Here is a 26,358-nt window from a genome sequence, read left to right as displayed (position 1 = left end):
TTGTATCACTTCTACGCCTATCTCTCTTTTTTTTTTTTTTTTAATGATCCGGCGCCCCCCGAGATCTCCCCTCTTCCCCTCCCCGCCGCTCTCCCGCCCCCCCGCCCCGGGAACGCCCGCGCCCTCCACCCCCGCCGCGCCGCTGCCCACCCCTTCCGTCCCGGCGACGCCGCCCACCGTCTCTCCTCCCCCGGCGCCGGCCCTCCCGCCCCCGGCCTCGGTGGCGAACCTCGACACGGTGCGGGTGAGCCGGACGCTGCACCGCACGGTGGAGGTGCAGCGGGTGGTGCTCGAACTCAGCGGCGAGGCGCCCCACCAGATCACGCGGGAGGGCGCCGGGCTGAGCGTGGTGCTGCCGGGGGTCACGTCGAGCCCGTCCTCGCAGACGCTGGAGAGCGGAGACCTGCTCGGCGTCGAGCCCGGCGTGGTGGGCGGCCCGGCGGGCACGAGGACGGCCCGGACGACCGTGCGCCTGAGAACCGGCGGCGGCACGACCGAGGTGTTCACGCTGGAAGACCCCCCGCGTGTGGTGATCGACACGACGACCCACACCGACCCCCGCGTGCCGCCGCCCATCGACCCCGAGGGGCTGCCGGAGGGCGTGACGTACCGGGCGCGCGGAACGCTGCATCTGCTGAGCTTCGATCCCGCCCGTTTCCAGCCGCGGGTGGTGACGGCCCCGCTGGGCGCGGCGCGCGACGTGGCCGCCCTCGTGAAGGCGGCGGGCGGCGTGGCGGGGGTGAACGGCGGGTATTTCGACCCGGCGAGCCACCTGCCCGTCGATCTGGTGGCGGTGGGCGGGCTGATGACGGCCCCCAGCCTGGAGCGGCGGGCGACGGTGGGCTTCACGGCGCAGGGGGGGACCTTCTTCGGCTACCCGCGCCCGCGCTACGTGCTGAGCGGCGCTTTCGGCACCGTCACCGTGAATAGCGTCGGGGCGAAGGTGCGGCCCGAGCTGCTCACGGCCTTCGTGGGAGACGGGCACACCGCCGTGGGCGCCGAGGGGCTCACCACCCTGTACCTCACGCCGGGGGCGGCGGCGGTCTCACGGGTGGTCTCCGGGCGCAACGTGCCCTCCGGCGCAACGCTCGCCTTCACCTTCGACCCGGCCCGTTTCCCGCAACTCCCGCGCGGGGTGGGCGAGCCCCTGAGCCCCACCCTGAACTGGCAGGCGACCGACGCCCCCTGGACGACGGCGCAAGACGCCCTGAGCGCCGGGCCCCTCCTCGTGCGGGAGGGACGGGTGGTCGTCAACCCGGGGCGCGAGCAGTTCGACACGCGGGCGGGCGTCTGGCGGCCCACCCGGCAGGTCGCCTTCGGGGTGATGGCGGGGCAGCCCACCATCGCCTACCTCGAACACGGGTCGCCCGAAGCCTTTGCCGCCGCGCTCGCCGCCGCCGGGGTGCGCGACGCCGTGCGGCTCGACAGCGGCAGCAGCGCGACCGCCTACCTGACGGGGGGTTACGGGGGGCTGGGCGGCTACCTCAACACCGTCTGGAGTCGGCCCGTGCCCAACGCCATCGTCTTCGTGCCGAAGGGCCATGGGGCACCCGCCGCCGTGAAACCGTAGGCGGTCCGCCCCGGCCCGACCTCACCCCTCACCCCTGAGCCCTCAGCCGCTCCATCAGGCGGACGAAGGCCTCGGCGGTGACCCGCGCGTCGCTCAGAGAGCGGTGGCGACCGCCGCGCGCGAAGCCGAGGTCGAGGCGCTGGGCGAGCACGTCGAGGTTGTGGGACCGCTCGCCGGGGAAGGCCTGGCGGGAGAGCCGCATGGTGCAGTGTTCGGCGGGGGGCGCCCAGGTCAGGCCGTGGCGACCCGCGGCGGCGCGCATGAAGCCCCGGTCGAAGCCGATGTTGTGCGCGACCACGGGCGAGTCGCCCACGAAGCTGAGGAACTCGGGCAGCGCGTCGGCGGGGTGCGGCGCGTCCCGCACCATCTCGTCGCTGATGCCGTGAATGCGCTGCACCCGCCAGGGAATGGGCAGCGGCTCGCCCCCCGCCCCCAGCGGCCTGACGAGCGTCTCGAAGCGTTCGGCCTCCTGCACCCGCCCGTCGCGGACGCGCCACGCCCCGATCTCCACGATGGCGTCGCGCTCGGGCGACAGGCCGGTGGTCTCCAGGTCGAAGACGACGACATTCACGCCCCGCAGGGTAGCGCAGCCGGGCCACACGGGAGAGGCGGCCCCTCTGGCCTATTCCCGGGCCGCCTCCAGGGGCACGCCGTCCACGGTCAGCTCCTCCGCGGTCGGCAGCGGCACCCCGGGCAGCCCCATCAGCGCCGCGACCGCCTCCTCCTTGCCCTTGGCCTCGACCTCGATCCACGGCACGTCGAGGTAGGCGCTCGGGAAGTCCGTGATCAGGTGGCTGTGGCGGCGGTCTTGCGGGCTGTCGATGCCGTTGGAGAGGTGGACCACCTGCCACTCGGGGGGGCGCCACGTCTCGCGGGCCTTCATGACCCACTCGCGGACGCTGGGGTCCTCCTGCCCCTCCAGCTTCTCGCGGACGACGTGGTGGTGGGCGTCGAAGACGAGGGGCGCGCCGGTCGCCTCGCAGACGGGGAGGAGGTCTTGGGGGCCGTAGGCGCGCTCGTCGTTCTCGAAGCCCAGCCGCAGCCGGGCGCCGTCGGGCAGGTCGGGCACGAGGGCGGCGAGTTCGGCGGCGCGGCCCCCCTTGCCGCCGTGCAGCAGCAGCAGGTTCCAGGGCGAGCGCTCGAAGCCGAAGCGGTCGAGCGTGTCCGCGTGCGCGACGAGCGTGCGGGCGCTGGAGGCGCGGACCTCGGGGCGCTCGGAATTGAGGACGATGAACTGCTCGGGGTGCATCAGCACCCGGATTCCGGCGTCCAGAAAAGCCTGACCGGCCTCCCGCATGGGCAGCGCGAGGTGATCGAGGACCCCCCGCCCGGTGTCGTCTCCCTCCAGGTCGAACATCGGGAAGAGGCTCGAACTCAGGCGGTAGAGCCGGATGCCCCGGGCGGCGCAGAAGTCCGCGGCCCGCCGCACCCGCGAGAGGTTGTCCGCGTAGAGGTCGAGGAGCTTGGCCTCGCGCTCCCCGGGCGAGAGCTTGAGGTAATTCGTCAGGGTGACCGTGCGGAAGCGCACCTCGGGCCCGACCGTCATGCACACCAGGCCGTAGGCGGGCAAGAAGGCGGGCGCGGTCACGAGGCCCCCCGCTTCGCCGCCGCCCGGCAGCGGTCGGAGCAGTACCGCACGTTCTCCCAGTCGCGCTCCCACTTCTTGCGCCAGGTGAAGGGCAGGCCGCAGACCGGACACACCTTGCTGGGGCGCTCGCCCGGCTTGCGGCCCCCGCCGAAACTTTTGCGGGGCTCAGGCATAGGCCGTCCCCTCCCGGCCTGCCTTGTCCGTTCTGCCTGCCTCCACACCTGTCACGCCAACCCGCATGGCGACAGTCTGCCGCACGTCACCGTGCCGGAACGTGGGGAAAGGTGAAGGTGGCGCGGGGAGAGAAGAAAGGGGGTCAATGGCGCCGTTCCGAGACAGGTGGAGCGAGGAGCTGAGGCAGTCACGCAGAGCGTTCACTTTTAAGTGAACATGGCAGGGCGTCCGGGGCTTCGACTTCTCCACCGCCGGGGTCTTGGACTGGGAGGTGGAGGCGGTGTGGAAGGCCCTGGACAGCGGCGAGCTGCGCGTGAGCGTCCACGCCCAGAACGAGATCAACCTCGACGCCCTCACCCTGGACGATGTGTTTTCGGCTGGCGCGGGACCTCCTACATCGTCGTGACCGCGATGGCGAACGGAGAGGAGGAGCTATGCCCGACACCCCCATGACCCACCCCTTCCCCAGCCGTGAGGGCGTCACGGTGAGCCTCAACGACGTGCCCACCACCCTCGACGCCGAAACCGGCGAGGTGATCGGCTTTCGCCTCAATGTGTCGCGGGCCATCGCCCACCTCGTTCAGGAAGCGGCTCGTGGGCAGACGCCCGGCACCACCGTCGAGCGACGCTATGAGGCCCCCCCGAAGCAGACCCTCCCGACGCCGGACCCCGTGAGCCTGGAGCTGCGCCGGGTGCTGCGCAAGCGGGGCCTGACGGGCGCCGAGATCGCCGAGCGGCTGGGGATCAAGCCTCCGCTGGTGTCCCGCTGGCTCAGCCCCACCTCCCACGGGCACGGCATGGAAACCCTGCGGCGCATCGCCGATGCCCTGGACATGGACGTGGAAGTCAGGCTCAAGCCCAGGGAGCGCCAGGAGGCTTCGTAATCTCTCCGCCCGCGCGCCTCACCCCCTGACCGTCTCCCGCCCCAGCGCCGCGTGCGCTTCGAGCAGCAGCGCCTCCGTCTCGTCCCAGCCCACGCAGGCGTCGGTGACGCTCACGCCGGGTTGAAGCCCCGAGAGGTCGGCGGGGATCGCCTGCTTGCCGGGGTGGAGGTTCGATTCCACCATCAGGCCCTTGATCGTTTCCTGGCCGCGCGTGCGCTGGTGGAGCACGTCGCGCCACACGAGGCCCTGGCGGGTGTGGTCGCTGCCGCTGTTGGCGTGCGAGCAGTCCACCATCACCGCCGGGTCGAGCCCCGCCGCGCGCATCAGCGCCTCGGCCTCGGCGACGAACTGGGGGGCGTAGTTGGGGCCATTCCGCCCGCCGCGCAGGATCACGTGCCCGTCGGGGTTGCCGCGGGTGTGGACGATGCAGGCCTGCCCGTCGTCGTCCACGGTGAAAAAGGCGTGCGGGTGGCTCGCCGCCACGATGGCGTCCACCGCGAGCTTCAGGCCGCCGCCCGTGCCGTTCTTGAAGCCCATCGGGGCGCTGACCGCGCTCGCCATCACCCGGTGGGTCTGCGACTCGGTGGTGCGCGCACCCAGGCAGGCCCAGGCCACCGCGTCGAAGAGAAACTGCGGCGCGAAGGGGTCGAGCAGTTCGGTGGCGACGGGCAGGCCGAGTTCGGAGACGCGGATCATCAGTTCGCGGGTCATGGCGAGGCCCTTGTTGATGTCGTTCGCCCCCGTCATGTCGGGGTCCATCAGGTAGCCGCGCCAGCCCACCGTCGTGCGGGGCTTGTCCACGTAGACACGCATGTGGACCTCCAGGCGGTCATCAACCCGCTCGCGCAGCCCGGCGAGGCGCCCGGCATACTCGACGGCCTGATCGAAGTCGTGGACGGAACACGGCCCCACCACCACGAGCAGGCGGTCGTCGCGCCCGTGCACGATGTCCTGGGCGGCCCGGCGCCCCGCCAGCACCGTGCGCTCGGCCTGCGGGGTCAGCGGCAGCCTCGCCTTGAGCGCGCGGGGGGTGACCAGGGGCGTGAAGCCCGAGACGTTGAGGTTCTCGGTGCGGCCAGGTTGGATGAGGGGGTCGGGGTGGGTCATGGCGGGGGCTCGTCCTTTCCTGGGGAGCGAAGAAAAACCGCCGGGAGGGGGGACTTCCTCCGGGCGGCTCGTGGCTGGGGTGGCAGCGCTGGCGTCAGGCCCGGAGCCAATTCTCCTGAACCTGGCCGAACCCATAGAAAAACGCGGCGCCGAACGGCATGGTTCAAGTCTAAGCCCGGGACCCCCGGGAGGCGCGCGGGGCCGTCTAGCCGGGCCTTCCCTCGGCCTTCATCCGGGGCAAAACCGTGTCTGCGGCGGGAACTTCCGCCTTTCCCGGCGCGTAGTATAGGGAGATGAAACGTCTTCCCGCTCTTCTCCTGACCACCCTCGCGCTCGCGGCGGGAGTGGCCGACGCGCAGCGCCGCAGCGGCGGCGGCTTCGGCGGCAGCCGGGGCGGGTACAGCGCCCCGCGCTACCGCGCCCCGGCCCCGGTCCCGCGTTACACGCCCCCCCGCACCACCTCGCCGGGCAACACCTCCACCGCGCCGCGCTCCCCCCTCCCCTCCACCCGCACGCCGAGCGCCACCCAGCGCGCCACCACGTCCGGCCCCACGAGTGCGGCGAACCGGGCGGCGGCGGCCCGGGTGACACCCACCCAGCTCGGCGCGTGGAGGAACGTGCGTCTCCCGGCGGGCGTGCCGCGCAGCGCCATCACCTACAGCGCCACCCCGGGCGGGCCGTACCGCTATCAGCTCTCGCCGGGCCGCTATTTTCCCTACCCCCAGAGCTACTACCGCAGCCGGGGCATCGGCTACGACATCCTCAAGTACGCCCTGATCTTCACGGCGGTGAGCAGCGTCGCCGACGCGCTCGACGGGCCGGACGTGATCGTGAACGGCGGCGTGCCCGCTGGCGGTCAGGTCGCCGCCCCCCAGCCGGGACCCAACCTGTGGACGTACGCGGGCGTGGGCTTCCTGGCCGCCGCCGCCGGGTGGTTCGTGCTCGGGCGCCGTCGCCGCTGACCCCTCCTCCCCGAACGCCGCTGCGGTTATCGTGCCGGGCGGCGTTTTTCCACCCGAGGACCTTGAGCAAAGCTTCCCGTTCCTACACCTGTCTAACGGAGGGCGTCCCGGGGTCCCTTAGACTGACTCTTGCATGTCGGTCGGGGGCGCCCAGGCGCCGATTCGGGGACAGGGGGGCCGCAGGGGGACGGCCACCGCTCATCAGTTCGCAGACACGCGGCGCTCCGGAACCCCAGGGCGCGGCGTCATGGGGTTCAAGGTGGCGAGACGAATGCACTGTCAATTCCGGGGCGGGCCGTGACGCTCGCCGTTTTCCTTCCCTTCCTCCTCGCCGCGCTCGCCGCGTGGCTGGGGCCGCGCCTGGGACGGCGCACCGGGTACGTGGCGGCCCTCGCGTTCGTGCCCGCGCTGCTCCTCGCCGTGCCGCTCGCGGGCGCCGGGCCCGGCGCGGCTCCGGCGCTGGAGGTCACCCGCTGGGTGCCGGACCTGGGGCTCGCGCTCGCCTTCCGGGGAGACGGCTTCTCGCTGCTCTTCGCCGCGCTCATCGGCGTGATCGGCACGCTGTCGAGCCTGTACTCGGTGGCGTACCTCTCGGGGCATGAGCGCTTCGGGCGCTTCTACGCGTATCTCCTGCTCTTCGGGGGCTCGATGCTGGGCCTGGTCCTGAGCGACAACCTCGTGGCCCTCTTCGGCTTCTGGGAGATGACGAGCGTCACGAGCTTCCTCTTGATCGGGCTGTGGCACACCCGCTCGGCGGCGCGCGACGGGGCGGTCAAGGCCTTTCTGGTGAGCGCGCTGGGCGGCCTGGGGCTGCTCGCCGCCGTGGCGATGATCGGTCTGGCGGGAGGCAGCACCACGCTGTCCGGGCTCGACGTGGAGGCCCTGCGCGCCTCCCCCCTCTTCGTGCCCGCGCTGCTGCTCACGTTGCTCGCGGCCTTCACGAAGAGCGCCCAGCTCCCCTTCCACCTCTGGCTCCCGACCGCGATGGAGGCGCCCACGCCCGTCTCCGCCTTCCTCCACTCCGCGACGATGGTGAAGGCGGGCGTCGTGCTCGTCGCCAAGTTCGGGCTGCTGTTCGGCTCCAGCCCGCTGTGGGGCGGGATCATCGTGCCCGTGGGGCTCGCCACGCTGGTGTGGGGGGCCTGGATCGCGCTGCGGCAGACCGACCTCAAGGCATTGCTCGCGTACTCCACGGTCTCGCAGCTCGGCCTGCTGATGAGCCTGTACGGGCTCTCCGACGCGGAGGGGAGATTCGCGGCGACGGCGCATCTGCTCAACCACGCGGCCTTCAAGGCGGCCCTCTTCTTCGTGGTGGGCATCATCGACCACGAGACGGGCACGCGGGAGCTGCCGCGCCTGGGCGGGCTCAGGAAGGCCCTGCCCGTCACCTTCGCGGTCGCGCTTCTCGCCTCTCTCAGCATGGCGGGGGTGCCGCCCCTCGGGGGGTTCATCTCCAAAGAGCTGTTCTACGAGGCGATGCTGCACCGGGGGCCCCTGTTCATCGCGGTCGCCGTGCTCGGCAGCGCGCTGACCTTCGCCTACTCCTTCCGGTTGCTGCGGGTGTTCTGGGGCCCGCCGCGCTCCCCGCCGGGCGCCGAGCCGCACGAGGCCCCGCCCGGCCTGACGGGGCCCGCCGCGCTGCTCGCCCTGACCGCCCTCGCCTTCGGGCTGCTGCCGGGGGTCGCGGGGGCCCTGACGCGGACGGCGCAGAACGCGCTGGACTTCGCCTCCTACCGGGGCTACCTGAGCCTTTGGCACGGGGTCACGCCCGCGCTGCTCGCCACGTTCGTCACGTGGGGGCTGGGGGGGCTGCTGATCCTTCAGGCGGCGCGGGTCGGCGCCCTGGGGAGGCGGCTCACCCCGCGCGTGAACGCGAATACGGTGTACTACGCGCTGACCGAGGGGGTGAACATCCTCTCCAGCCGACTCATCGCGCGCACCCAGGGCCTCGCGCTGCCCGACCAGCTCCGGATCATGCTGGGGGCCGCCGGGTTGATCGCCGGGTACGCGGTGTGGCGCTCGCCGCAGGTCTTCCACTCCATCGGCACGCCGCCGCTCGCGCTGCTGCCGGTCGCGGCGCTGCTCGTGGCGGGGGCGGTCGGGGTCCTGCTCGCGCGCAGCCGCCTGACCGCCGTGGTCGTGACGGGCCTGACGGGCTTCGGGAGCGCCGCCGCCTTCCTGGGGCTGCGCGCCCCCGACCTGGCGCTGACGCAACTGCTCGTGGAGGCGGTCACCGTCATCTTGTTCCTGCTCGTGTTCCGTTACCTGCCGCGCACCCGCGACCTGCCGCGCACCCGCTGGCGCTACGGGGTCGACCTCCTGCTCGCCGGGTCGGCGGGGCTGGGGGCCACCCTGCTCGTGCTCGCGGGGGTGCGCTTTCTGGCCCCGCCCATCTCGCCGTACTACCTGGAAAACAGCTACCGGCTCGGCGGAGGCCGCAACGTCGTGAACGTCCTCTTGGTGGACTTCCGGGGATTTGACACCCTCGGGGAGATCGCGGTGGTCGGCATGGTGGCCCTCGCCGTGCTGGGGCTGGTGCGGCTGGGCAAGAAGGGCCGCGCGCCGGGCGAGCCCCCACCCGTTCCGGCCTCCCCCCCGCCCAAGGAGAAGGAAGAAGCATGAGTCCCGACCCCCTGCCCCCCCCGCCCGCGCCCCCCACCCCCGCTCCCCTGAGCGGCGACCCCATCCTGCGGACGGTGAGCCGCGCCGTCTTCGCGCTCGTGCTGCTCTTCGCGCTGCTGCTGCTGTGGCGCGGCCACAACGCGCCGGGCGGCGGCTTCATCGCGGGCCTGATGACGGCCTGCGCCCTGATCTTGCACCGCATCTCCTACGGGCACACCGCCCTGCGCATAGACCCCGCCCGCCTCGTCCCGTGGGGGCTGGCGCTCTCCTTTACGACCGGGCTGGTGCCCTACCTCCTGGGAAAGCCCTTCCTCAAGAGCGACTACGGCTACCTCACGACCGCGCTGACGGGCGAGTTCGAGTGGGCGACCGCGCTGCTCTTCGACGTGGGGGTCTACCTCGTGGTCGTGGGGGGCAGCCTCGCCATCGCCTACGGGCTGATCCGGGTGGACCCGCAGGAGCGCGTGGAGGGCGACGAGTGAGGGGGACCGCCCGCCGCGGCGGCGCCCCGGAACGCGGTCGGGCCGAGCGGGACAGCGCGGCGCCCCGGCGGGTGGGCCGGCGGGTGGGGAGGACCTTCGCCCCGCTCTCCCGGCGACCCTCCCCCACCCCGGAGGCCCGCTGATGGAGACCCTCTTCGCCCTGCTCATCGGCCTGCTGATCGCGGCGGGCGTCTTCTTGCTGCTGTCGCGGGTGATCGTGCGGGTGGTGCTGGGGTTGAGCTTCATCACCTACGGGGGCAACCTGGCGATCCTGACGGTGGCGGGGCTGCGGGAGGACGCGCCGCCGCTGCTGACCTTGAAAGGGCCCTACGTGGACCCGCTCCCGCAGGCGCTGATCCTGACGGCCATCGTGATCGGCTTCGCCACGACCGCCCTGCTGCTGACCGTGGCCTTGCGCGCGTATCAGGTCGCCGGGCACGACGACGTGGAGGCCTTCGGCGACAACCTCGCCCGCGACCCCGAGGCCGACGACGGCCTGGCCGCCGACCCCGAACACCAGGGCCCGGACCGCCCCGACCCCGAGGAGCCGCGCACCCTCGTGTACTCCGCCCGCAGCCCGGGGGGAGGCGAGCCGTGAGCGACCTCTCCTGGCTGACCCTGGCGCCCATCCTCACGCCGCTGGGCTTCGGGCTGTTGCTGCTGTGGCCCTCGGCGCGCGCCGTGCGGGTGGGGCTGTCGCTCGCGGGCGCGGGGCTCACCCTCGCCTTTTCGCTCGGGCTCCTCGCGGCCACGGCGGACGGGACGGTGCTCGTGGGCGCCGTCGGCGGGTGGCCCGCGCCCTTCGGCATCGTGCTGACCGCCGACCGCCTCGCCGCGTGGGTGAGCGTCCTGGGGGCGGTGAGCGCCGTGTTCGCCGTGTGGCAGGCCGCCGCCGACCCCGACCCGGTGCGCGAGAAGCACCACCTCCTCGCGCTGATGCAGTTTCTTTTCGCGGGGGTGCAGATGTCCTTTCTCACCGGGGACCTCTTCAACCTGTTCGTGGCCTTCGAGGTCATGCTCGTGGCCTCGTACGCCCTCGCGGTGCTGGGCTCCACCCGCGAGCAACTGCGCGAGGGCTTTCGCTACATCGTGATGAACCTCGCCGCCTCGGCCCTGCTGGTGGTGTCGTGCGGGCTCGCGTACGGGGTGCTGGGCACGCTCAACATGGCGCACCTGGCCCAGCGGGCGGCGGAGCTGGGGCCCAACCCCACCGTCACCGCCGTCGGCGTCCTTCTCCTGATCGTCTTCGCGGCAAAGGGGGCGCTCTTCCCGCTGGGCTTCTGGCTGCCGGGCACCTACCCGGCGCTGCCGCCCGCGGTGGGGACCTTCTTCGCGGCGGTGCTCACCAAGGTCGGCGTGTACGCCCTGTTGCGGGTCTTCACGACCGTCTTCAACCAGGAGGCGGCGGTGACGAACACCCTGCTCCTGGGGCTGGGCACGGTGACGATGCTCTACGGGGCGCTCGGGGCGGCCTCGCAGCGGGAGTGGCGGCGCATCCTGTCGTTTCTGGTGGTGAGTTCGGTGGGCTACCTCGCCTTCGGGCTGGGGCTGGGCACCGGGGAGGCGGTGCGGGCGAGCGTGGGGTACTTCGCGGTGAGCGTGGTCGTGACGACCGCCCTCTTCTGCGTCGCTGGCGTGGCCGAGCGGGCGAGCGGCTCACGGCTGGTGCGGGTGCGGGGGATGCTCGACGTGCTGCCGCTGCTCGCCGCCTGCTTCCTGCTGTGCGCGCTGACGGTGGCGGGGCTGCCCCCCAGCGGCGGCTTCGTGGCGAAGTACGCGCTCGTGCGGGCGGGGCTCGCGCAGGGCTCGCTCCTGGCGGGGCTGGCGGTGGCGAGCGCCCTGCTCAGCAGCCTGATCACCCTGTACGCGATGCTGAACGTCTGGCGGGGCTTTTTCTGGGGGCAGCACCCGAACTGGCTGCCGGTGTACCGGGTGCCCCGCCCCCTGCACGCCGCCGCCTACGCGGCCTGCGCGCTCGTGGCGGGGCTGAGCCTCTTCGCGGGGCCGCTCTTCGCCCGGGCGGACGCCACCGCCGCCGAGCTGCGCGACCCCGCGCGCTATGTCCGGGGGGTGCTGGGGGACGCGCCGGTGGTCATCCCCCCGGCGCCGACGGGCGAGGAGGCGGTGAAGTGAGGGGGCTGACCCTCAACCTCCTGCTCGCCGTGGTGTGGGCGCTTTTCGCGGGGCAGGTCGGCACCCGGGAACTCACCATCGGCTTCGCGGTGGGCTTCGCCGTCCTGGCCCTGTTTCCGCGCGCGCTCGCCACCCACGCGTACGTGGGCCGGGTCCTGGCGGGGCTGGCGTTCGTGGGCTTTTTCCTGCGCGAACTCACCGTGGCGAACGTGCAGGTCGCGCTCTTCGCCCTGCGCCCGGACCCGCCCCTGACTCCGGCCATCGTGGCCGTGCCGCTGCGCCTGCGGGGGGAGGGCGCGCTGACCTTTCTGGCCGCCACCATCGGGCTGATGCCGGGCACGGTCGTCCTGGGCTTCAGCGCGGACCGCCGCACGCTCTATGCGCACGCCATCGGCACGGCGAGCGCCGGGGCCGCCCGCGCCGCCATCCTGAAGGTCGAAGACCGCCTGCTGCGTCTCCTGCGGCCCACGCCCCCCCACCTGGAGGTGGAGCCATGATCGTCAACCTCGCGCTCGGCGTCGTCACCCTCTCCGTCCTGCTCGTCACCGTCCGCGTGCTGCGCGGGCCCTCCTGGGGCGACCGCATCATGGCGTTCGACTTCCTGAGCGTGAATCTGGTCGTCCTCTTCACCCTGATCGCCGTGAAGACCGGGCTGCTCGTAACCCTCGACGCCGCCCTCGTGCTCAGCCTGCTGGGCTTTCTCTCCACGGTGGCCCTCACGCGCTATCTGCTCGTGGGGCGGGTGATGCGGTGAGGCGGTCGGCTCGGGGCCCACAGGGGGGCGGGCGTGGCTGACTTTCACCCCTGGCGGGACATCCCCATCCTGATCGGGGCCTTTTTCGTGCTCACCGCCGCGATCGGGGTGGTGCGCTTTCCCGACCTCTACTCGCGGCTGCACGCGAGCAGCAAGCTCGTGACGCTGGGGTCGGCGGGCATCTTCTTGGGGGTGGCCTTCGAGCTGGCCGACGCGGCGGCCTTCACCCGGCTCGCCGCCGTGCTGCTCTTCCAGTTCCTGACCACCCCGCTCACCGCCTACCTGATCGCGCAGGCCGCCTACCTGCGGGGGCTGGCGCCCACCCTGGAGGACGGCACCGACGAGTGGGGCGCCCTCGGGCAGGCGGAGCAGGTCGCGCAGGCCGACCGCGAGGCGCAGCGGTCGCTGAGGGCGGAGGAGGCGTGACCCCGTGGGTCTACGTCCTGTACGTGTTCGACAGGACGACCGGGGCTCTGGTCGAGGAGGTGGAATTGAGCGGCTGCAACCCTGAGCGAATCAGGGACGTGCTGGCCCCAGGAGCGGATGAGCGCCCATACATCTTCGACGCTCATCCTCTGGAAACGCTTGATCAAATAGAAGTTTTGGATGACCGTCTTCCCAATTCAGGCTGGGACTTCCGAAAGTTCAGCTACCTCATCGAAGCCAACCCGGTTTGAGGTCCCATTATGCCGCGGGCCGCGCCTCCTCCCCGCGCGTCTTCCACAGGCTGACGAGGATGCCGCCCGCGAGGATGGCGAGCGTGACGCCGAGGCTGATCGCCGGGTCGAGCTTGCCGAAAAACTGGTTGTAGAAGATTTTGCCGCCGATAAAGACGAGCACCAGCGCCAGCGCGGGCTTGAGCGCCTGGAAGCGGTGGATCAGCGCGTCGAGGGCGAAGTACAGGGCGCGCAGGCCCAGGATGGCGAAGATGTTGCTGGTGTAGACGATGAAGGGGTCTTGCGTGATCGCGAAGATCGCCGGGATGGAGTCCACCGCGAACACCAGGTCGGCGGCCTCCACGAGCAGCAGGGCGAGCAGCAGCGGCGTGGCGTGCAGGCGCACCCGGCCCGCGGCGTCGGGCAGCCGGGTCACGAACTTCTCGCCGTCGAGCTTGGGGGAGATGGGCATCACCCGGCGCAGCATCCGCACGACGGGGTGGCGCTCGAGGTCGGGGGCGTGGTCGTGGCCCCCCCGCACGAAGAGCAGCCGCACTCCGGTGAGCAGCAGGAAGGCGCCGAAGACCCACATGATCCAGTCGAAGTTGCTCACGAGCGCCGCACCCAGCCCGATCATGATGCCGCGCAGCACGATCACGCCGAGGATGCCCCAGAAGAGCACCCGGTGCTGGAGGTGGCGGGGCACGGCGAGGGCCGCGAAGATCACGCTGATCACGAACACGTTGTCGAGGGCGAGGGCCTTTTCGACCGCGAAGCCCGTGAAGTACGCCAGGCCGCTCTCGGCGCCCAGCGTGCCCCACACCCACCACCCGAACAGCAGGGCGATGGCGATGTAAAAGGCGCTCAGCCGCAGGCTCTCGGCCACGCCGATCTCCTGCGAGCCGCCCTTGGCCGCCCGCCGCCGACCCAGGACGCCGAGGTCGAAGGCGAGCAGCGCGGTCACGAGCGTGATGAACAGCGCCCACATCCAGGCGGGCTTACCGAGCCAGAGGGTCATCAGAACTTCCATCGGGGGAGTGCCCTTCCAGACTCCCGCCCAGGTTCCCCGTCCCGGCCCGCCTCCCACCGGGGAAGGGCCAGACACGAACAGGAGCCCGGGCGGCGTCCTGTCCGGGTCTGGCCCTTGCCGCGCGGAACCGGAGCGGATTTCCCGCCCGAACTGTCGGTCCCCGCGCACCCTCGCTCGTCTCAGGAGCGGGGCGGCGTACTCCCCCGGAGTGAGGCTCAGCCTGCCAGAGCCCCCGCCCGCCCTTTGTAGAAGAGCCTACACACCTCCCCCGCCGGGGGCATTTCTTCAGGCTTCGTCAATGCCCCGCAGCCGCTCGACCCGCTCCGCGAGGTCTTCGAGCCCCAGGCTGCGCAGGGCCTTGGCGGCCCGGGTCACGCCCGCGTCGTCCACCCGGTTCTCGTTCCAGCCCGCGATCAGCATGGCGCAGCCTTGCAGGGCGTCGGAGACGGTCTCCTTGTGGAACATGGCGGCGAGGTTGCCGGGCCGCTCGGGCTCGGTCTGCTGCACCTGCGCCTGCACGTCCAGAACGACCTGCATGAAGACCTGATCGAGCCTCGCGCGGTCGTCCGGGGCGATGAGTTTGTCCTGGGTTCCCTGATCCTGGGTCATGGGGGGCAGTGTAGGGCGTGGGGCGGCGGGGGGCCTGTCTGATCGCCGCCTTCCCCGGGCTGGGCAGTTCGTTATCTTGGGGCATCGTCCGGGGCCGCGCCCCAGGGGAGGGAGACGGGGGCATGAAGTACGAGCCGGGCAGCAGGTTCTTCGACGAGATGTTTGGGCAAGGCGGCACGGTGAGGCCCCACTACCAGGGCATTCGGGAGTACCTCGCCGCGCAGGGGGTCGAGGAGTTCGGGCGCCGTCACCGCCTCCTCGACCTCGCCTTTCGCAACCAGGGCATCACCTTCACGGTGTACGGCGACTCGCAGGGCACCGAGCGCACCTTCCCCTTCGACCCGGTGCCGCGCGTCATTCCGGCGAGCGAGTGGGCCCACGTGGAGGCCGGGCTCACCCAGCGGGTGCGGGCCCTGAACGCCTTTCTGGGCGACATCTATTCCCAGGCCCAGATCCTCGGCGACGGGGTGATCCCCAGTGAGCTCGTGTACACCTCCGCCCACTTCCGGCGCGAGGTCCACGGGATCAGGGTGCCGCTCGGGCTCTACACCCACATCGTCGGCACCGACCTGATCCGCAATGAACAGGGCGAGTACCTCGTGCTGGAGGACAACCTGCGCTCGCCGAGCGGCGTGTCGTACCTGCTCGCCAACCGGCAGGCGATGACCCGCATCTACCCCGGCATGTTCCGGGGACAGGGGGTGAGGCCCGTCGGGCACTACACGAGTACCCTGCTGCACCTCCTCCAGTCGCTCAGCCCGCGCGAGAACGGCACGGTCGTGGTCCTCACGCCGGGGATGTACAACTCCGCCTACTTCGAGCACGCCTACCTCGCCCAGCAGATGGGGGTCGAACTCGTCGAGGGCCGTGACCTCTTCGTGGACGCCGGGCGGGTGTGGATGCGCACGACCGGGGGCAGGCGGCAGGTGGACGTGATCTACCGCCGGATCGACGACGACTTCCTCGATCCGCTGACCTTCCGCCCCGACTCCGCGCTGGGGGTCGCCGGGCTCGTCGAGGTCTACCGCCAGGGCCGGGTCGCCATCGCCAACGCCATCGGGACGGGGGTGGCGGACGACAAGGCCGTGTACGCCTACGTGCCGGAGATGATCCGCTACTACCTGAACGAGGAGCCGCTCCTGAACAACGTCCCCACCTTCCTGGGCTGGAACCCGGACCACCTGGAGTACATGCTCGCCCACGCGGACGAACTCGTCTTCAAGGGGGTCGGCGAGGCGGGCGGGTACGGGATGCTGCTCGGTCCCTACGCCACCCGAGAGGAGGTGGAAGCGTACCTCGTGAAGGTGCGCTCGGCACCGCGTGAGTTCATCGCCCAGCCGGTCGTGGGCCTCAGCCGCCACCCCACCTTCTACCCCGACTCCGGCGAGTTCGAGCCCGCGCACGTGGACCTGCGGCCCTACATCCTGTGCGGGCAGGAGGTGACCATCGTGCCGGGGGGCCTCACCCGGGTGGCGCTGCGGCGGGGTTCTCTCGTCGTGAACTCCAGCCAGGGGGGCGGGAGCAAGGACACCTGGGTCCTCGACCACGACGGGCGGGCCACCCCGCAGGGGATGAGCCAGCTCCTCTCGGGCGGCGCTCCTCTGAACGTTCAGGCGCAGAGCCAGTACCAGGGGGGCTTCGAGCCGGGGGCGGCCACGCAAGGCCAGTTCCAGTCGAGCGGGGCCCAGACCCAGAGCCAGTCGCAGTCGGGGGGCGGCACCCAGTCCCAGTCCCAGAGCCAGACGCAGGGAGCGCCGCCTGTCGGTACCCCGCCGCCGCCGGACGCGCCCGGCCAGCACTCCTTCCAGCAGGAACTGGAAAAAGACGAGCTGGACACCACCTCAGGGGAGGAACGCTGAATGCTGCTGCTTTCCCGCCTCGCGGAGAATCTGTTCTGGATCGGGCGGTATGTCGAGCGCGCGGAGAACACCGCCCGGCTGCTGAACGTCAACTACTCCGCCACCCTGGAGATGACCGGGCGGGCGCGCGAACACTGGGCGCCCCTGCTCGAACTTACCGGGGGCGAGGGGCCGCTGCGTGAGAAGTACGGGCGGGTGGACGCCCGCTCGGTGAGCGCGTGGCTGGCCTTCGACCAGGGCAACCCGTCGAGCATCGCCAGCAGCGTGCTGCGCGCCCGCGAGAACGCGCGGGGCCTGCGCGACCGCATCCCCTCGGAGATGTGGGAGGCCCTCAACCGCACCTACCTCGACGTCTGTTTCCAGGACGAGGGGGTGATCGACCGCGACGGCCTCTTCGAGTTCTGCGCCTCGGCGCGCGACGCCTCGCAGTTTTTCTTCGGGATCGCCTTCGCCACCCTCCCGCGCGACGAGGGCTGGTCCTTCCTGCGCGCCGGGCAGATGCTCGAACGCGGCGACAACGTGACTCGCGTGCTCCAGACCTACTCCCGGGTGATGGACGGGCAGGCGCAGGGCGACCCGACGCAGCGCGCGGTGCAAGACCAGCGCTGGGTGAGCGTCCTCAAGGGGGCGAGCGCCTACGAGGCCTACCGCAAACGGGTGCAGAGCGGCATCGACCCCGCGCGCATCGGCGAATTCCTGCTGCTCGACGAGTACTTCCCACGCAGCGTGCGCTACAGCGCCGAGAACCTGCACGACGCCCTCACCCAGATCGACCGCCACCACCCCGGCGCGCACCCCGAGATCCTGCGCCTCTCGCGCTGGCTCGTCGCCCGGCTGCAATTCGCGGGCGTGGAGGACATCCTGGAGCGGGAGGACCCCGGCCTGGGCGAACTGCTCGGGGACTTCAACCGGGTGGGCGCGGCGATCAACCGGGCGTACTTTCAGCAGGAATGAAGCTTCCCCGCCCGGGCCTTTCTTCAGTCCGGCTGAGCCCCGCGTCACGTTCTTCCGGGCCCCGCCTGTCAGACTGCCCGGGCTGAGGGTCCCTTTCCGCGTATGCGCTGCGAAATCCGCCACACCACCGAGTACCGCTACCCCAAACCCGCCTGGGACTCCTTTAACGAGGTGCGGCTGCACCCGTCCCGCGAGGCGCGGCAGAGCGTGCGCTCCTTCCACCTCTCCGTCGAGCCCGAGGCGGTGGTCACCTCCCACAAGGACTACTTCGGGGCCATCGTCCACCACGTCCACGTCCACGAGCCGCACACCACCCTCAGGATCGAGGCGCAGGCCATCGTGGACACCCACCCCGTCCCCCCGCCCCCGCCCATCCCGTTCGCCGCCTTGCAGGGCGCGTGCGGGCCGCACACCGAGTTCCTCGTTCCCAGCCCGCGCGTGCCCGCCGGGAACTGGGCGGCAGTCTTCGGGGTCGCCACGCCCGATTCCGGCGACGACCTGCCCGGCTTCCTGATGGACCTCACCACCTCGCTCTACCGCCGCTTCCGCTACGACACGCGGGCGACGACCGTGAGCACCCCGCTGGCCGAGTTCGCCACCCACGGGCGCGGGGTGTGCCAGGACTTCACCCACGCGATGCTCGGCGTAGTGCGGGGGCTGGGCATTCCGGGCCGGTACGTGAGCGGTTACCTGTACTCGGGGGGCGAGCTGGTGGGGGCGGAGGCGACCCACGCCTGGGTCGAGTGCTTCCTGCCGGGCTCCGGCTGGCTGGGCTACGACCCCACCAACAACTGCCTCGCCCGCGAGCGCCACGTCAAGATCGGCCACGGGCGAGAGTACAGCGACGTGTCCCCCGTGCGCGGCACCTACTACGGCGGCGGGCGCGGGGAACTCGACGTGGAGGTGCGGGTCTACGGCGAGCAGTAGGGGGCCAAGGGGAGGGGCGGAGAGGGTGGGCCCGCCACCGCCTCCGCCCCGTCCTTTCCATCCCTGACCGTTACCCGCGCGTGAACGGCGCGAGGATCAGCGCCAGCAGGAAGCCGCCCACCGCCCAGTACGCGATGCCCGAGAGGATCAGCGTGACCCCGGCCTTGACCGCGTCGTGGATGTTCATGCTCGACCCCACCGCGAGGAAGCCGTAAAAGATCATGGCGACCGAGATCAGCAGGCCCACCAGGAAGCCCAGAATCGGGATGATGCCCAGCAGGGTGCCGATGATGCTCAGGGGCACGAAAAAGAGCGCGAAGGAGTAGGCGACCTCGGGGTAGGTGCCCGTGCCCCGGAAGACGTACTTGCCGATCAGGTACACGGCCCCGGTGAAGATGAAGAACTGAAGGGGAATCAGGACGAGGCGGGTGATGAGCTGCCCGAAGAAGGTGGTGCCCGCGTGAAAGGGCGCGAAGATCGCGGCGATGAGGGCCGACACAACGGCGGCGAGCAGCACGTAGATCACGGCCTGCGAGATGCCCCCGCGGCGCTCAAACAGCTCGAAGGTCTGGGGCCCGGGGCGGGCGAGCACCGTGACACTCTGCGAGAACATGTCGGTGATTTTCGCCTGGATGGGAGAGGGAGCAGTCATGCCCCAGAGTACGGGGAGGGGGGTGGGGGGGTTCCAGCCCGGGGCGCGAGGGTGAAGTGGGTCTAAAGGCGGGGCGCCCCGTCCCCCGGGCCCTGTTCCCGGCCCCCCGATTCAGGCAGGATGGCCCCATGTCTTCCCCCACCTCCCCCACCCCCCGGCCCGGTCCCCCCACCGCCCTCGTCACCGGCGCGAGCGGCGGCATCGGCGAGGAGATCGCCCGGCACCTCGCCGCCAGGGGCGCGAACCTCGTCCTGGTGGCCCGCCGCGAGGAGCAGTTGCGGGCGCTGGCGGACGAGCTGACGAGTCAGCGCGGGATTCAGGCCCACCCCCTCGCGCTCGACCTGACCCGCGACGGCGCGGGCGCGTGGCTGGAGGGCGAACTCGCCTCGCGCGGGCTGACGGTGGACCTGCTCGTCAACAACGCGGGCTTCGGCGGCTACGGCGAGTTCCACACCCAGGACCCCGGCGAGATCGCCCGGATGGTGCAGGTCAACGTCGCCATCCTGACCGACCTGAGCCGCCGCTTCCTGCCCGGCATGGTGGAGCGCCGCCGGGGCCGCCTTCTCAACGTCGCCAGCACCGCCGCCTTCCAGCCGGGGCCGCTGATGGCGGTGTACTACGCCTCGAAGGCCTACGTCCTGTCCCTCAGCGAGGCCCTGGGCGAGGAGCTGCGGGGCACGGGCGTCTCGGTCACCGCCCTGTGTCCCGGTCCGGTCGAGACGGGCTTTCAGGACGCGGCGCGGCTGGGGCAGAGTCGGCTGCTCCAGGGTCCTGCCCGCGCGACCATGCTGAGTGCCCGGGAGGTCGCCCGGCAGGGGGTGGAGGCCATGCTCGCCGGGCAGGCGGTCGTGGTGCCGGGGCGGCTCAACCAGCTTCAGGTGCTGGGCCCCCGCCTCCTGCCGCGCGGGGTGATGACCCGGATCATCAAGGGAGTGCAGGCGCGGAGGAAGTGAGGGGCGGCCCCCCCCCCCGGCACGGTTGGCCCGTCGCCCCCGTGAGACAATCCCCCCATGACGGACCCCATCTCCTCCCCCGAATCCGGCGGGGCGACCACCTCCAACGAGACGCACAGCGGCTTCATCGCCATCGTCGGCAAGCCGAACGTCGGCAAGAGTACGCTCCTCAACGCCTTCCTGGGCACCAAGGTGGCCCCCACCAGCCCGCGCCCGCAGACGACGAGGCGGGGCGTGCGCGGCATCTACACGACCGAGACCCGGCAGATCGTCTTCGTGGACACGCCGGGCCTGCACAAGCCCAAAGACGCCCTCGGCAAGTACATGAACAGCGAGGTCCAGAGTGCCCTGGCCGACGTGGACGTCATCGTCTGGGTGGTGGACCTGCGCCGCCCGCCCTCGGACGAGGACGAACTCGTCGCCCGGCAGGTGCGCGATCTGCCCAAGCCCCTCTTCCTGGTGGGCAACAAGACGGACGCCGCCAAGTACCCCGACGAGGCGATGAAGCTCTACCGCGCGCTGCTGGAGGGCCGCGCGGGCGAGACGCAGGAGACGATGCTCAGCGCGCAGAACAACCCGGCGGCGGTCGCCACGCTGCGCGAGCAACTGCTCGACGTGCTGCCCGAGAACCCCTTTTTTTTCCCGAACTCGGGGGCGTCGGACCAGACGCGCGAGCAGTGGGCCGCCGAGATCATCCGCGAGGAGGCGATGAAGAAGCTGCGCGAGGAGCTGCCCTACTCGGTCGCCACCCGCGTCAACGGCTGGACCGAGCGCGAAGACGGCCTCGTCCGCATCGAGGGCGAGCTCATCGTCGAGAAAAACGCCCACAAGGGCATGGTGATCGGCGCGGGCGGCAAGCAACTGCGCGAGATCGGGCAGGCCGCGAGAAAGCAGCTCGAAGTCTTCCTCGACCGCAAGGTCTTCCTGGGCCTGGAGGTCATCGTGATCCCCGGCTGGCGCGAGGACGAGGAGGCGCTGCGGGAACTGGGGTACGAGTAAGGATGAGCCGGGCCCGCTTCGTCGCCAAGGCCATCCCCGGTGAGGGTTGGCGCGTGTGGAACCGGAAGACGGAACGCTGGAGGGGCGAGGTCTGCAAGGAGTATCCAGCGGCCCTCCTCGCGGAACTGAACGGCGAGAAGCGTCCCCCGGAACTCGTCACCCTGATCAAGGCGAGCAGGAAGCCGCACAAGCGTTGAAAGTACCGAATCAAGAGGGCGGGCGGCTCAGGCTCCCGCCTTCTCCTCTCGCATCTCATACGCCGTATCCACGAAAACCTTCGTGTGGTACATGCGGAGTTCTCCACGCGCGTACAGCTCCTCGACCTCGGCGCGGGTGAAGAAGCGGGCCTTTTTGACCTCCCCTTCGAAGGCGGGAAGAGGGGCGGGGTTGTCCCCGTCGCCCACGACCTCCGCCAGCCACGCGAAACGCAGGATGAGGGGACCGTCGGGCATCCGGCCCAGCAGCGTGTTCAGGAACCTGACGGGCCGCACGGTCAGCCCCGTCTCCTCGTACGCCTCCCGCACCGCCGTGTCCTGCGGGTTCTCACCCTCCTCCACCCCTCCGGCGGGGAGGTGCTACAGCCCGCGGCTCCCCGGCTTGTGCTCGCAGACGAGGAGCACCTCGTTCCGGCTGTTGAGCACGACCACGCCCGCCGAACGCAGCGTCACGGGCACGTCGAAGGTCTGGTCGTACTGCATCTACCAGCCCCGCCTCTGCCGCAGCCCGGTGATGTGCAGGGCGTGGTGCCGCCCGTGCCAGGCGTACATCGCCGCCAGGGTATCCACCGTGAAGGTGTGGCCGTGCGCCGGGTGGGTCCACTCGCGCGCCCAGTCCTGCGGGGTCAGGCTCCCCAGCACCGCCGCCCAGCGCGCGTGCAGGCCGTCCAGCACCATCAGGGAGGGTTCGAGGGGCAGCCGCACGTCGGCGAGTTCGGCCCACAGGCCCTCCTCGTACGGCTTGACCGTCGGGCGCTCCTCGGTGAGGGCGAGTTTGAGGCGGACCACCGCGTTCAGGTGGCTGTCGGCGACGTGGTGGACGACCTGCCGCACCGTCCAGCCTCCCTCGCGGTACGGGGTGTCGAGCCCGGCGTCGGGGAGGCCTGTGACGGCGCCGCGCAGCTCGCCGGGCAGGGCGCGGATGGCGGCGAGGGCCCCCGCCCGCTCCTGGGGCGTCAGCGTGAAGGGCTGGGGCATCGGGCCGAGGGGGGAGCGTAAGTCGGTCTGGGGGAGGTCGGTCGGGGAGGGGTCGGGCACGGCTCAGCCTACCTTGCCATCGTCCCCTGCCATCGTCATTCCCCGGACTGCTTTTTCGTCCAGCGGGCCGCGTCGCGCGTCTCGACCTTCTCCATCATGCGTGTGAAGCCGCGCTCCAGGCTCAGACCTTGCCTGTTGGCGAGGCACACCATCACGAAGAGGAGGTCGGCGAGTTCCATCTCCAGGTCGCCGCCCTCCTCGCCGGGCTTGGGCGTCTTGCCGTTCTGGTGCGCGAGGACGCGGGCGACCTCCCCGGTCTCCTCGGTCAGGCGCGCGAGCAGGAGGAGGGGCGGGAAGTAGCCCTCCTCGAACTGCGAGACGTAGGCGTGCACCCGCTCACCCGCTTCGGCAAAGGTCAGACTCATGCGGCCCAGGGTAGGCGCCCACCCCACGGAAAACCAGCCGCCCGTGGACGGCTGGCGGCTGGAAGTCGGCGAATCAGCGGATGTAGAAGTACGTCTCCTGCACGTCGCGGTCGGCGGGCGCGTAGGGCGTGAGGTACTGGTTGGTGGCGACGTTGAGGCGGTCGCCGGTATACACGCCGCTGAGCACGATGTCGGTGGTCGGGCGCACGCGGGTGAAGAGCACCCGGACCCGCTGGAGGCCGCGCGGCGGGGCCACGTTGTAGGTCACGCCGTCTTGCGCGCGCGGGAAGACGGTGGTGCCGGGGTTCACGTAGACGTTGCGGGCCAGGGTGCTCGCGAACCCGTTGGGCTGGAGGGCCACCAGCGTCACGTACCCGGCGGCGCGCGTGGTCACGCTGATCCGCACGGGGTCGCCCACGAAGTAGCTCCCGCCCTCGCCGCGGTCGGGGCGCACGTCCGAGATCAGGTTGCCCCCCACCAGACCCACGTTCGACCGGACAGAGACGGTGCAGGCGCTGAGCCCCAGGGCCAGCGAGCCGAGCAGAAGTGCGGTGCGCATGGGCCCAGCATAGGCGCGCAGGCTGACGGAACCCTGAGGAAAAGGGCGGCCCCGCCTGCGGGGTTCCTCCCCAAAGGTCACGGAGCGCAAGGTATGGAGCGGGGCACGCGGCGTAGCATGGCGCCATGCCCCCCTCCCGCCCCCCGCGCCGTGTGCTGGCGGCGCTGCTGGCCCTCCTGCTCGCCGCCCCCGCCGGGGCCCGGCAGGCGACGAATGCTCCCGGCCCCCTCAGCGCCCCCGGCCAGATCCCCCCGGCCTCCACGGGCGGGTACACCACCAGCCGCTTTTTCGAGGACCTGCGCCAGGGCGAGGTCAAGTCCGTCACCCTCGACGGCGCGGGCAATGCCAGCGTCTGGTTGCAGGGGGCCACGCGGCTGCGCTCGGTCGTCCTGCCCCCCGACGCCGCCACCCTGACCCGGCTGCGGGAGGCGGGCGTGCCGGTCAAGGTCACGGCGGGCGGCACCCCCTTCGGCTGGATGGCCCAGGTGCTTCCCCTGATCCTCACCGGCTTGATCCTGCTCGTCTTGTGGCGCAGCCTGCGTGGCCCGTCGGGGGGCGGCGCCGCGAGCACGTTCGGCAAGTCGAAGGCGGCGGTGATCGCCGAGGGCCAGATCAAGCTGACCTTTGCGGATGTGGCCGGTTGCGACGAGGCCAAGCAGGACTTGCAGGAAGTCGTCGACTTCCTGCGCCAACCCGAACGCTACCACCAGCTCGGCGCCCGCATCCCCCACGGCGTGCTCCTCGTCGGCCCCCCCGGCTCCGGCAAGACCCTCCTTGCGAAAGCCGTCGCAGGTGAGGCCAAGGTGCCGTACTTCTCGATCTCGGGTTCGGACTTCGTGGAGATGTTCGTCGGGGTGGGGGCAGCCCGGGTCCGTGACCTGTTCGAGCAGGCGCGCAAGAGTTCTCCGTGCATCGTCTTCATCGACGAGATCGACGCGGTGGGTCGTAAGCGTGGCGTGAATCTGCAAGGGGGCAACGATGAGCGCGAACAGACCCTGAACCAGTTGCTGGTGGAGATGGACGGGTTCGGCAGCGGGCAGGAGGTGATCATCCTGGCGGCGACCAATAGGCCGGATGTGCTGGACGCAGCCCTGCTGCGTCCGGGGAGATTCGACCGTCAGGTCGTCGTCGATGCCCCCGACGTACGCGGCAGGGAACAGATTCTCAGGATTCACGCGCGGACCAAGCCGCTCGATCCCAGCGTCGATCTCGGGGTGGTGGCACGGAGAACGGCGGGGATGGTGGGGGCGGATCTGGAGAACCTGCTCAACGAGGCGGCGTTGCAGGCGGCCCGGGCGGGGCGCAGCCGGATCACGGGGCGGGATGTGGACGAGGCCAGAGACCGGGTGTTGATGGGCCCCGAACGCCGCAGTCTGGTCGTCAGGGAAGCCGACCGCAAGGTGACGGCGTATCACGAGGTCGGTCACGCTCTCGCCGCCCAGCTTCTGCCCCACGCGAACCGGGTCGCCAAGCTCACCGTCGTGCCGCGGGGTCGGGCGGCGGGGTTCATGATGCCGGACGCCGACGACCGACTGCACGTGACGCGCCCGGCGCTGGAGGACATGATCGCCGTGGCGCTGGCGGGCCGCGCCGCCGAGGAGGTCGTGTACGGCGAGGTGACGACGGGGGCCCAAAACGACTTCCAGCAGGCCACGAACATCGCCCGCCGCATGGTCACCGAGTGGGGCATGAGCGGGAGATTGGGTAAGGTGGCCCTCGCCACCGACGACGGAAGCTTCCTGGGCGGCGGCCCCCACGCCCTTCCCATGAGCGAGGCGACGGCCTACGTGGTGGACGAGGAAGTCCGCGCCCTGATCGACGCGGCCTACGCCCGCACCCTCGCCCTGATGCGCGAGCACCTCCACCGGATGCACGAGATCGTCACGGTCCTGATGCGCCGCGAAACGCTGAGCGGCGAGGAATTCTCCACCCTGCTCGCCGGGGGCACGCTGGAGGAGGTGCCGCCCCCGAGCGGCGCGGGCCTGACGCCACTGCCCGCCTGAAGTCAGTGGGAAGTGGTGAGTGGTCAGTGGAGAACAGTCTGACCCACTCACCACTCACCATCAACCACCTACCGTTCCTCCTCCGGGTCCCGCGTCTCGCCTACCCTCACGGGCGCCCGCGTGCGGTTCTGGGTCTCGCGCGGGTCGCGGTCGTCCTGCCCGCCCGGGGTGAGCTTGAGTTCGATGGGGGCGCTACCCAGGGTCACCTTGCGCTGCGGCGAGGGAATCTCGATTCCGGCCTCGTCCATGGCGATCTTGATGCGGCGGTTGAACTCGCGCCCGAGGGCGAACTGGCTTTTGGGCTGCACCTTGAAGAGGGCTTGCAGCCGCACGCCGTCGGGGGTGAGCTGCGTAACCCCCTGCATCTCGGGCTCCTCGAGAAAGAAGGTGCTCCACTCGGGGTCGGCGTGCAGCTCGCGGCCCACGGCCTCCAGCACCCGCAGGGCGTCGTCGATGTTCGCCCCGTAGCTCACGTCCACCGTGGCGACCACCCGCGACCAGTCCTTGCTGCTCACGCTGACGGTCAGGATCTGCCCGTTGGGAATGATGTGCAGGGTGCCGTCCAGGGCGCGCAGGGCCGTCACGCGCAGGTTCAACCTCTCCACTCCCCCGCTAAGTTGTCCGGTGTTCACCGTGATCACGTCGCCGACCCCGTACTGGTCTTCGAGCAGGATGAAAAAGCCCGTGAACACGTCCTTGATCAGGCTCTGCGCCCCGAAGCCCACCGCGAGGCCGAGCACCGACACGCCCGCCAGCAGGCTGGTCGCGTTCACCCCGAGCGCCTGAAGGCCGGCGATCAATCCGATGACGACCACGACGGCCTTGAGGGTGCTCTCGACGACGCCCTTGAGGGTCTGGACCCGCACGGTGCGGCGGTTGAACTCCTCCTCGGCGACGATGCGGGCGCTGAGGGTCCCGATCAGGTTCCAGGCGATCAGGGCGAGCGCCAGGATGACGACGACCTGCCCCGCGCTGTTGCGAAAGCCCCCCACGATGTCGCCGCCGAGGTCGAACAGGAAGGGCACGCTGGGCAGGTACACGACCCGGGTGGCGACCGCGAGCCAGCCTATCCCCACCACGAGCAACCACAGCCACCCCAGCGCGGTCAGCAGGGAGCGGCGGACGTGCGGCGCCAGGGCACGCAACAGCGTCCGCCCGAAGCGGTAGAGCGCATAGGCGACGACCAGGGTGAGGCCGAGGCCCAGCCACACCTGGGGCTTTTGCAGTTGAAAGGTCAGTTCGTCCAGCACCGGCCCAGCCTCT

The 26,358-nt window shown here is 71.1% G+C and carries 31 protein-coding genes and 1 pseudogene; 19 read left to right on the top strand and 13 right to left on the bottom strand.

Going from position 1 to position 26,358, the window contains the following annotated elements; all coding sequences use genetic code 11:
* Positions 1 to 220: 220 nt before the first annotated feature.
* Positions 221 to 1,570: a phosphodiester glycosidase family protein gene (locus A7B18_RS17205; RefSeq protein ID WP_342747181.1), complete on the top strand. Its 1,350-nt coding sequence runs from the start codon at positions 221 to 223 to the stop codon at positions 1,568 to 1,570.
* Positions 1,571 to 1,598: 28 nt separating this feature from the next.
* On the opposite strand, the gene A7B18_RS17200 is transcribed toward A7B18_RS17205, so the two are convergent.
* Genes A7B18_RS17200 through A7B18_RS17190 form a run of 3 tightly spaced genes read right to left on the bottom strand, consistent with a single transcriptional unit; the run spans position 1,599 to position 3,331 of the window.
* Positions 1,599 to 2,141, bottom strand: coding sequence for a 3'-5' exonuclease (locus tag A7B18_RS17200; RefSeq protein WP_102127930.1), 543 nt, complete (start codon positions 2,139 to 2,141; stop codon positions 1,599 to 1,601).
* A gap of 51 nt (positions 2,142 to 2,192) precedes the next feature.
* Positions 2,193 to 3,158, bottom strand: coding sequence for a UV DNA damage repair endonuclease UvsE (gene uvsE, locus A7B18_RS17195; RefSeq protein WP_281260172.1), 966 nt, complete (start codon positions 3,156 to 3,158; stop codon positions 2,193 to 2,195).
* Positions 3,155 to 3,331 (bottom strand): DUF2256 domain-containing protein, encoded by a 177-nt coding sequence (locus tag A7B18_RS17190; RefSeq protein ID WP_102127924.1) that lies wholly within the window; start codon positions 3,329 to 3,331, stop codon positions 3,155 to 3,157. The genes uvsE and A7B18_RS17190 overlap by 4 nt, the downstream gene beginning before the upstream one ends.
* A 281-nt stretch (positions 3,332 to 3,612) precedes the next feature.
* On the opposite strand from A7B18_RS17190, the gene A7B18_RS22925 reads away from it, so the two are divergent.
* Positions 3,613 to 3,738: a hypothetical protein gene (locus A7B18_RS22925; RefSeq protein WP_281260171.1), complete on the top strand. Its 126-nt coding sequence runs from the start codon at positions 3,613 to 3,615 to the stop codon at positions 3,736 to 3,738.
* A 28-nt stretch (positions 3,739 to 3,766) separates the two neighbouring features.
* Entirely contained in the window at positions 3,767 to 4,216 is a 450-nt protein-coding gene (locus A7B18_RS17185) for a helix-turn-helix domain-containing protein (RefSeq protein WP_180970211.1), read from the top strand.
* A gap of 18 nt (positions 4,217 to 4,234) precedes the next feature.
* On the opposite strand, the gene A7B18_RS17180 is transcribed toward A7B18_RS17185, so the two are convergent.
* Complete coding sequence (locus A7B18_RS17180; protein ID WP_102127922.1) at positions 4,235 to 5,323, bottom strand: 3-deoxy-7-phosphoheptulonate synthase; 1,089 nt, start codon at positions 5,321 to 5,323, stop codon at positions 4,235 to 4,237.
* Positions 5,324 to 5,616: 293 nt separating this feature from the next.
* Here A7B18_RS17180 and A7B18_RS17175 point away from each other — a divergent pair, with 293 nt between their 5' ends.
* From A7B18_RS17175 to A7B18_RS17135, 9 genes are all read left to right on the top strand, one after another.
* Positions 5,617 to 6,285: a hypothetical protein gene (locus tag A7B18_RS17175; protein WP_102127921.1), complete on the top strand. Its 669-nt coding sequence runs from the start codon at positions 5,617 to 5,619 to the stop codon at positions 6,283 to 6,285.
* Between the two features lie 297 nt (positions 6,286 to 6,582).
* Positions 6,583 to 8,907 (top strand): hydrogen gas-evolving membrane-bound hydrogenase subunit E, encoded by a 2,325-nt coding sequence (gene mbhE / locus A7B18_RS17170; RefSeq protein ID WP_102127920.1) that lies wholly within the window; start codon positions 6,583 to 6,585, stop codon positions 8,905 to 8,907.
* The gene (nha, locus tag A7B18_RS17165) at positions 8,904 to 9,389 is read left to right on the top strand and encodes a cation/proton antiporter, MnhB/MrpB subunit (RefSeq protein ID WP_102127919.1); all 486 of its coding nucleotides are present in this window, start codon (positions 8,904 to 8,906) and stop codon (positions 9,387 to 9,389) included. Before mbhE ends, nha begins: the two co-directional genes overlap by 4 nt.
* 142 nt (positions 9,390 to 9,531) lie before the next feature.
* Positions 9,532 to 9,987, top strand: coding sequence for a sodium:proton antiporter (locus A7B18_RS17160; protein ID WP_102127918.1), 456 nt, complete (start codon positions 9,532 to 9,534; stop codon positions 9,985 to 9,987).
* Positions 9,984 to 11,522: a proton-conducting transporter transmembrane domain-containing protein gene (locus A7B18_RS17155; RefSeq protein WP_102127917.1), complete on the top strand. Its 1,539-nt coding sequence runs from the start codon at positions 9,984 to 9,986 to the stop codon at positions 11,520 to 11,522. Before A7B18_RS17160 ends, A7B18_RS17155 begins: the two co-directional genes overlap by 4 nt.
* Entirely contained in the window at positions 11,519 to 12,019 is a 501-nt protein-coding gene (locus A7B18_RS17150) for a Na+/H+ antiporter subunit E (protein ID WP_102127916.1), read from the top strand. The genes A7B18_RS17155 and A7B18_RS17150 overlap by 4 nt, the downstream gene beginning before the upstream one ends.
* Positions 12,016 to 12,276, top strand: a complete 261-nt coding sequence (locus A7B18_RS17145; RefSeq protein WP_102127915.1) for an MrpF/PhaF family protein — start codon at positions 12,016 to 12,018, stop codon at positions 12,274 to 12,276. The genes A7B18_RS17150 and A7B18_RS17145 overlap by 4 nt, the downstream gene beginning before the upstream one ends.
* A gap of 33 nt (positions 12,277 to 12,309) precedes the next feature.
* Positions 12,310 to 12,702, top strand: a complete 393-nt coding sequence (gene mnhG, locus A7B18_RS17140; RefSeq protein ID WP_102127914.1) for a monovalent cation/H(+) antiporter subunit G — start codon at positions 12,310 to 12,312, stop codon at positions 12,700 to 12,702.
* A complete protein-coding gene (locus A7B18_RS17135) occupies positions 12,699 to 12,953 on the top strand; it encodes a DUF7683 domain-containing protein (protein ID WP_102127913.1) in 255 nt (84 codons plus the stop codon). The genes mnhG and A7B18_RS17135 overlap by 4 nt, the downstream gene beginning before the upstream one ends.
* Before the next feature lie 7 nt (positions 12,954 to 12,960).
* Here A7B18_RS17135 and A7B18_RS17130 read toward each other — a convergent pair whose 3' ends face one another.
* Positions 12,961 to 13,950, bottom strand: coding sequence for a TerC/Alx family metal homeostasis membrane protein (locus tag A7B18_RS17130; RefSeq protein ID WP_245872938.1), 990 nt, complete (start codon positions 13,948 to 13,950; stop codon positions 12,961 to 12,963).
* A gap of 297 nt (positions 13,951 to 14,247) precedes the next feature.
* Positions 14,248 to 14,571 (bottom strand): hypothetical protein, encoded by a 324-nt coding sequence (locus A7B18_RS17125; protein WP_102127911.1) that lies wholly within the window; start codon positions 14,569 to 14,571, stop codon positions 14,248 to 14,250.
* 122 nt (positions 14,572 to 14,693) lie between these two features.
* Here A7B18_RS17125 and A7B18_RS17120 point away from each other — a divergent pair, with 122 nt between their 5' ends.
* From A7B18_RS17120 to A7B18_RS17110, 3 genes are all read left to right on the top strand, one after another.
* On the top strand, positions 14,694 to 16,430 hold the full coding sequence (locus A7B18_RS17120) for a circularly permuted type 2 ATP-grasp protein (protein ID WP_102127910.1): 1,737 nt from the start codon (positions 14,694 to 14,696) through the stop codon (positions 16,428 to 16,430).
* Positions 16,431 to 17,384 (top strand): alpha-E domain-containing protein, encoded by a 954-nt coding sequence (locus tag A7B18_RS17115; protein WP_180970210.1) that lies wholly within the window; start codon positions 16,431 to 16,433, stop codon positions 17,382 to 17,384.
* A gap of 102 nt (positions 17,385 to 17,486) precedes the next feature.
* Entirely contained in the window at positions 17,487 to 18,311 is an 825-nt protein-coding gene (locus A7B18_RS17110; RefSeq protein ID WP_102127909.1) for a transglutaminase family protein, read from the top strand.
* Positions 18,312 to 18,381: 70 nt separating this feature from the next.
* Here A7B18_RS17110 and A7B18_RS17105 read toward each other — a convergent pair whose 3' ends face one another.
* On the bottom strand, positions 18,382 to 18,963 hold the full coding sequence (locus A7B18_RS17105) for a YIP1 family protein (protein ID WP_102127908.1): 582 nt from the start codon (positions 18,961 to 18,963) through the stop codon (positions 18,382 to 18,384).
* Between the two features lie 128 nt (positions 18,964 to 19,091).
* Here A7B18_RS17105 and A7B18_RS17100 point away from each other — a divergent pair, with 128 nt between their 5' ends.
* From A7B18_RS17100 to A7B18_RS17090, 3 genes are read left to right on the top strand one after another with little or no spacing between them, the layout of a single operon-like run.
* Positions 19,092 to 19,916 carry an SDR family NAD(P)-dependent oxidoreductase gene (locus tag A7B18_RS17100; protein ID WP_102127907.1) on the top strand — a complete coding sequence of 275 codons (825 nt, stop codon included), beginning with the start codon at positions 19,092 to 19,094 and terminating at the stop codon, positions 19,914 to 19,916.
* A gap of 57 nt (positions 19,917 to 19,973) precedes the next feature.
* Positions 19,974 to 20,915 carry a GTPase Era gene (gene era / locus A7B18_RS17095; protein ID WP_102127906.1) on the top strand — a complete coding sequence of 314 codons (942 nt, stop codon included), beginning with the start codon at positions 19,974 to 19,976 and terminating at the stop codon, positions 20,913 to 20,915.
* A 2-nt stretch (positions 20,916 to 20,917) separates the two neighbouring features.
* The gene (locus tag A7B18_RS17090) at positions 20,918 to 21,112 is read left to right on the top strand and encodes a hypothetical protein (RefSeq protein ID WP_102127905.1); all 195 of its coding nucleotides are present in this window, start codon (positions 20,918 to 20,920) and stop codon (positions 21,110 to 21,112) included.
* Between the two features lie 27 nt (positions 21,113 to 21,139).
* Here A7B18_RS17090 and A7B18_RS17085 read toward each other — a convergent pair.
* From A7B18_RS17085 to A7B18_RS17070, 5 genes and pseudogenes are all read right to left on the bottom strand, one after another.
* Positions 21,140 to 21,475: pseudogene (locus A7B18_RS17085) on the bottom strand (NUDIX domain-containing protein); the annotation flags it as partial.
* A gap of 15 nt (positions 21,476 to 21,490) precedes the next feature.
* Positions 21,491 to 21,613: an NUDIX hydrolase gene (locus tag A7B18_RS22920; RefSeq protein WP_281260170.1), complete on the bottom strand. Its 123-nt coding sequence runs from the start codon at positions 21,611 to 21,613 to the stop codon at positions 21,491 to 21,493.
* Complete coding sequence (locus tag A7B18_RS17080) at positions 21,614 to 22,168, bottom strand: YfiT family bacillithiol transferase (RefSeq protein ID WP_281260169.1); 555 nt, start codon at positions 22,166 to 22,168, stop codon at positions 21,614 to 21,616.
* 35 nt (positions 22,169 to 22,203) lie between these two features.
* A complete protein-coding gene (locus tag A7B18_RS17075) occupies positions 22,204 to 22,533 on the bottom strand; it encodes a nucleotide pyrophosphohydrolase (protein WP_102127904.1) in 330 nt (109 codons plus the stop codon).
* A 73-nt stretch (positions 22,534 to 22,606) separates the two neighbouring features.
* Positions 22,607 to 23,092: a DUF4384 domain-containing protein gene (locus tag A7B18_RS17070; protein WP_102127903.1), complete on the bottom strand. Its 486-nt coding sequence runs from the start codon at positions 23,090 to 23,092 to the stop codon at positions 22,607 to 22,609.
* 125 nt (positions 23,093 to 23,217) lie between these two features.
* Here A7B18_RS17070 and ftsH point away from each other — a divergent pair, with 125 nt between their 5' ends.
* On the top strand, positions 23,218 to 25,095 hold the full coding sequence (gene ftsH, locus A7B18_RS17065) for an ATP-dependent zinc metalloprotease FtsH (RefSeq protein ID WP_102127902.1): 1,878 nt from the start codon (positions 23,218 to 23,220) through the stop codon (positions 25,093 to 25,095).
* Between the two features lie 68 nt (positions 25,096 to 25,163).
* Here the strand turns inward: ftsH and A7B18_RS17060 are convergent, their stop codons facing one another.
* The gene (locus tag A7B18_RS17060; protein ID WP_102127901.1) at positions 25,164 to 26,345 is read right to left on the bottom strand and encodes a mechanosensitive ion channel family protein; all 1,182 of its coding nucleotides are present in this window, start codon (positions 26,343 to 26,345) and stop codon (positions 25,164 to 25,166) included.
* Positions 26,346 to 26,358: the final 13 nt, after the last annotated feature.

The organism is Deinococcus planocerae, assembly GCF_002869765.1.
GTDB lineage: Bacteria > Deinococcota > Deinococci > Deinococcales > Deinococcaceae > Deinococcus > Deinococcus planocerae.
The sequence above is the reverse complement of the archived record's forward strand: the minus strand, read 5'-3'. Positions and strand labels throughout refer to the sequence as shown.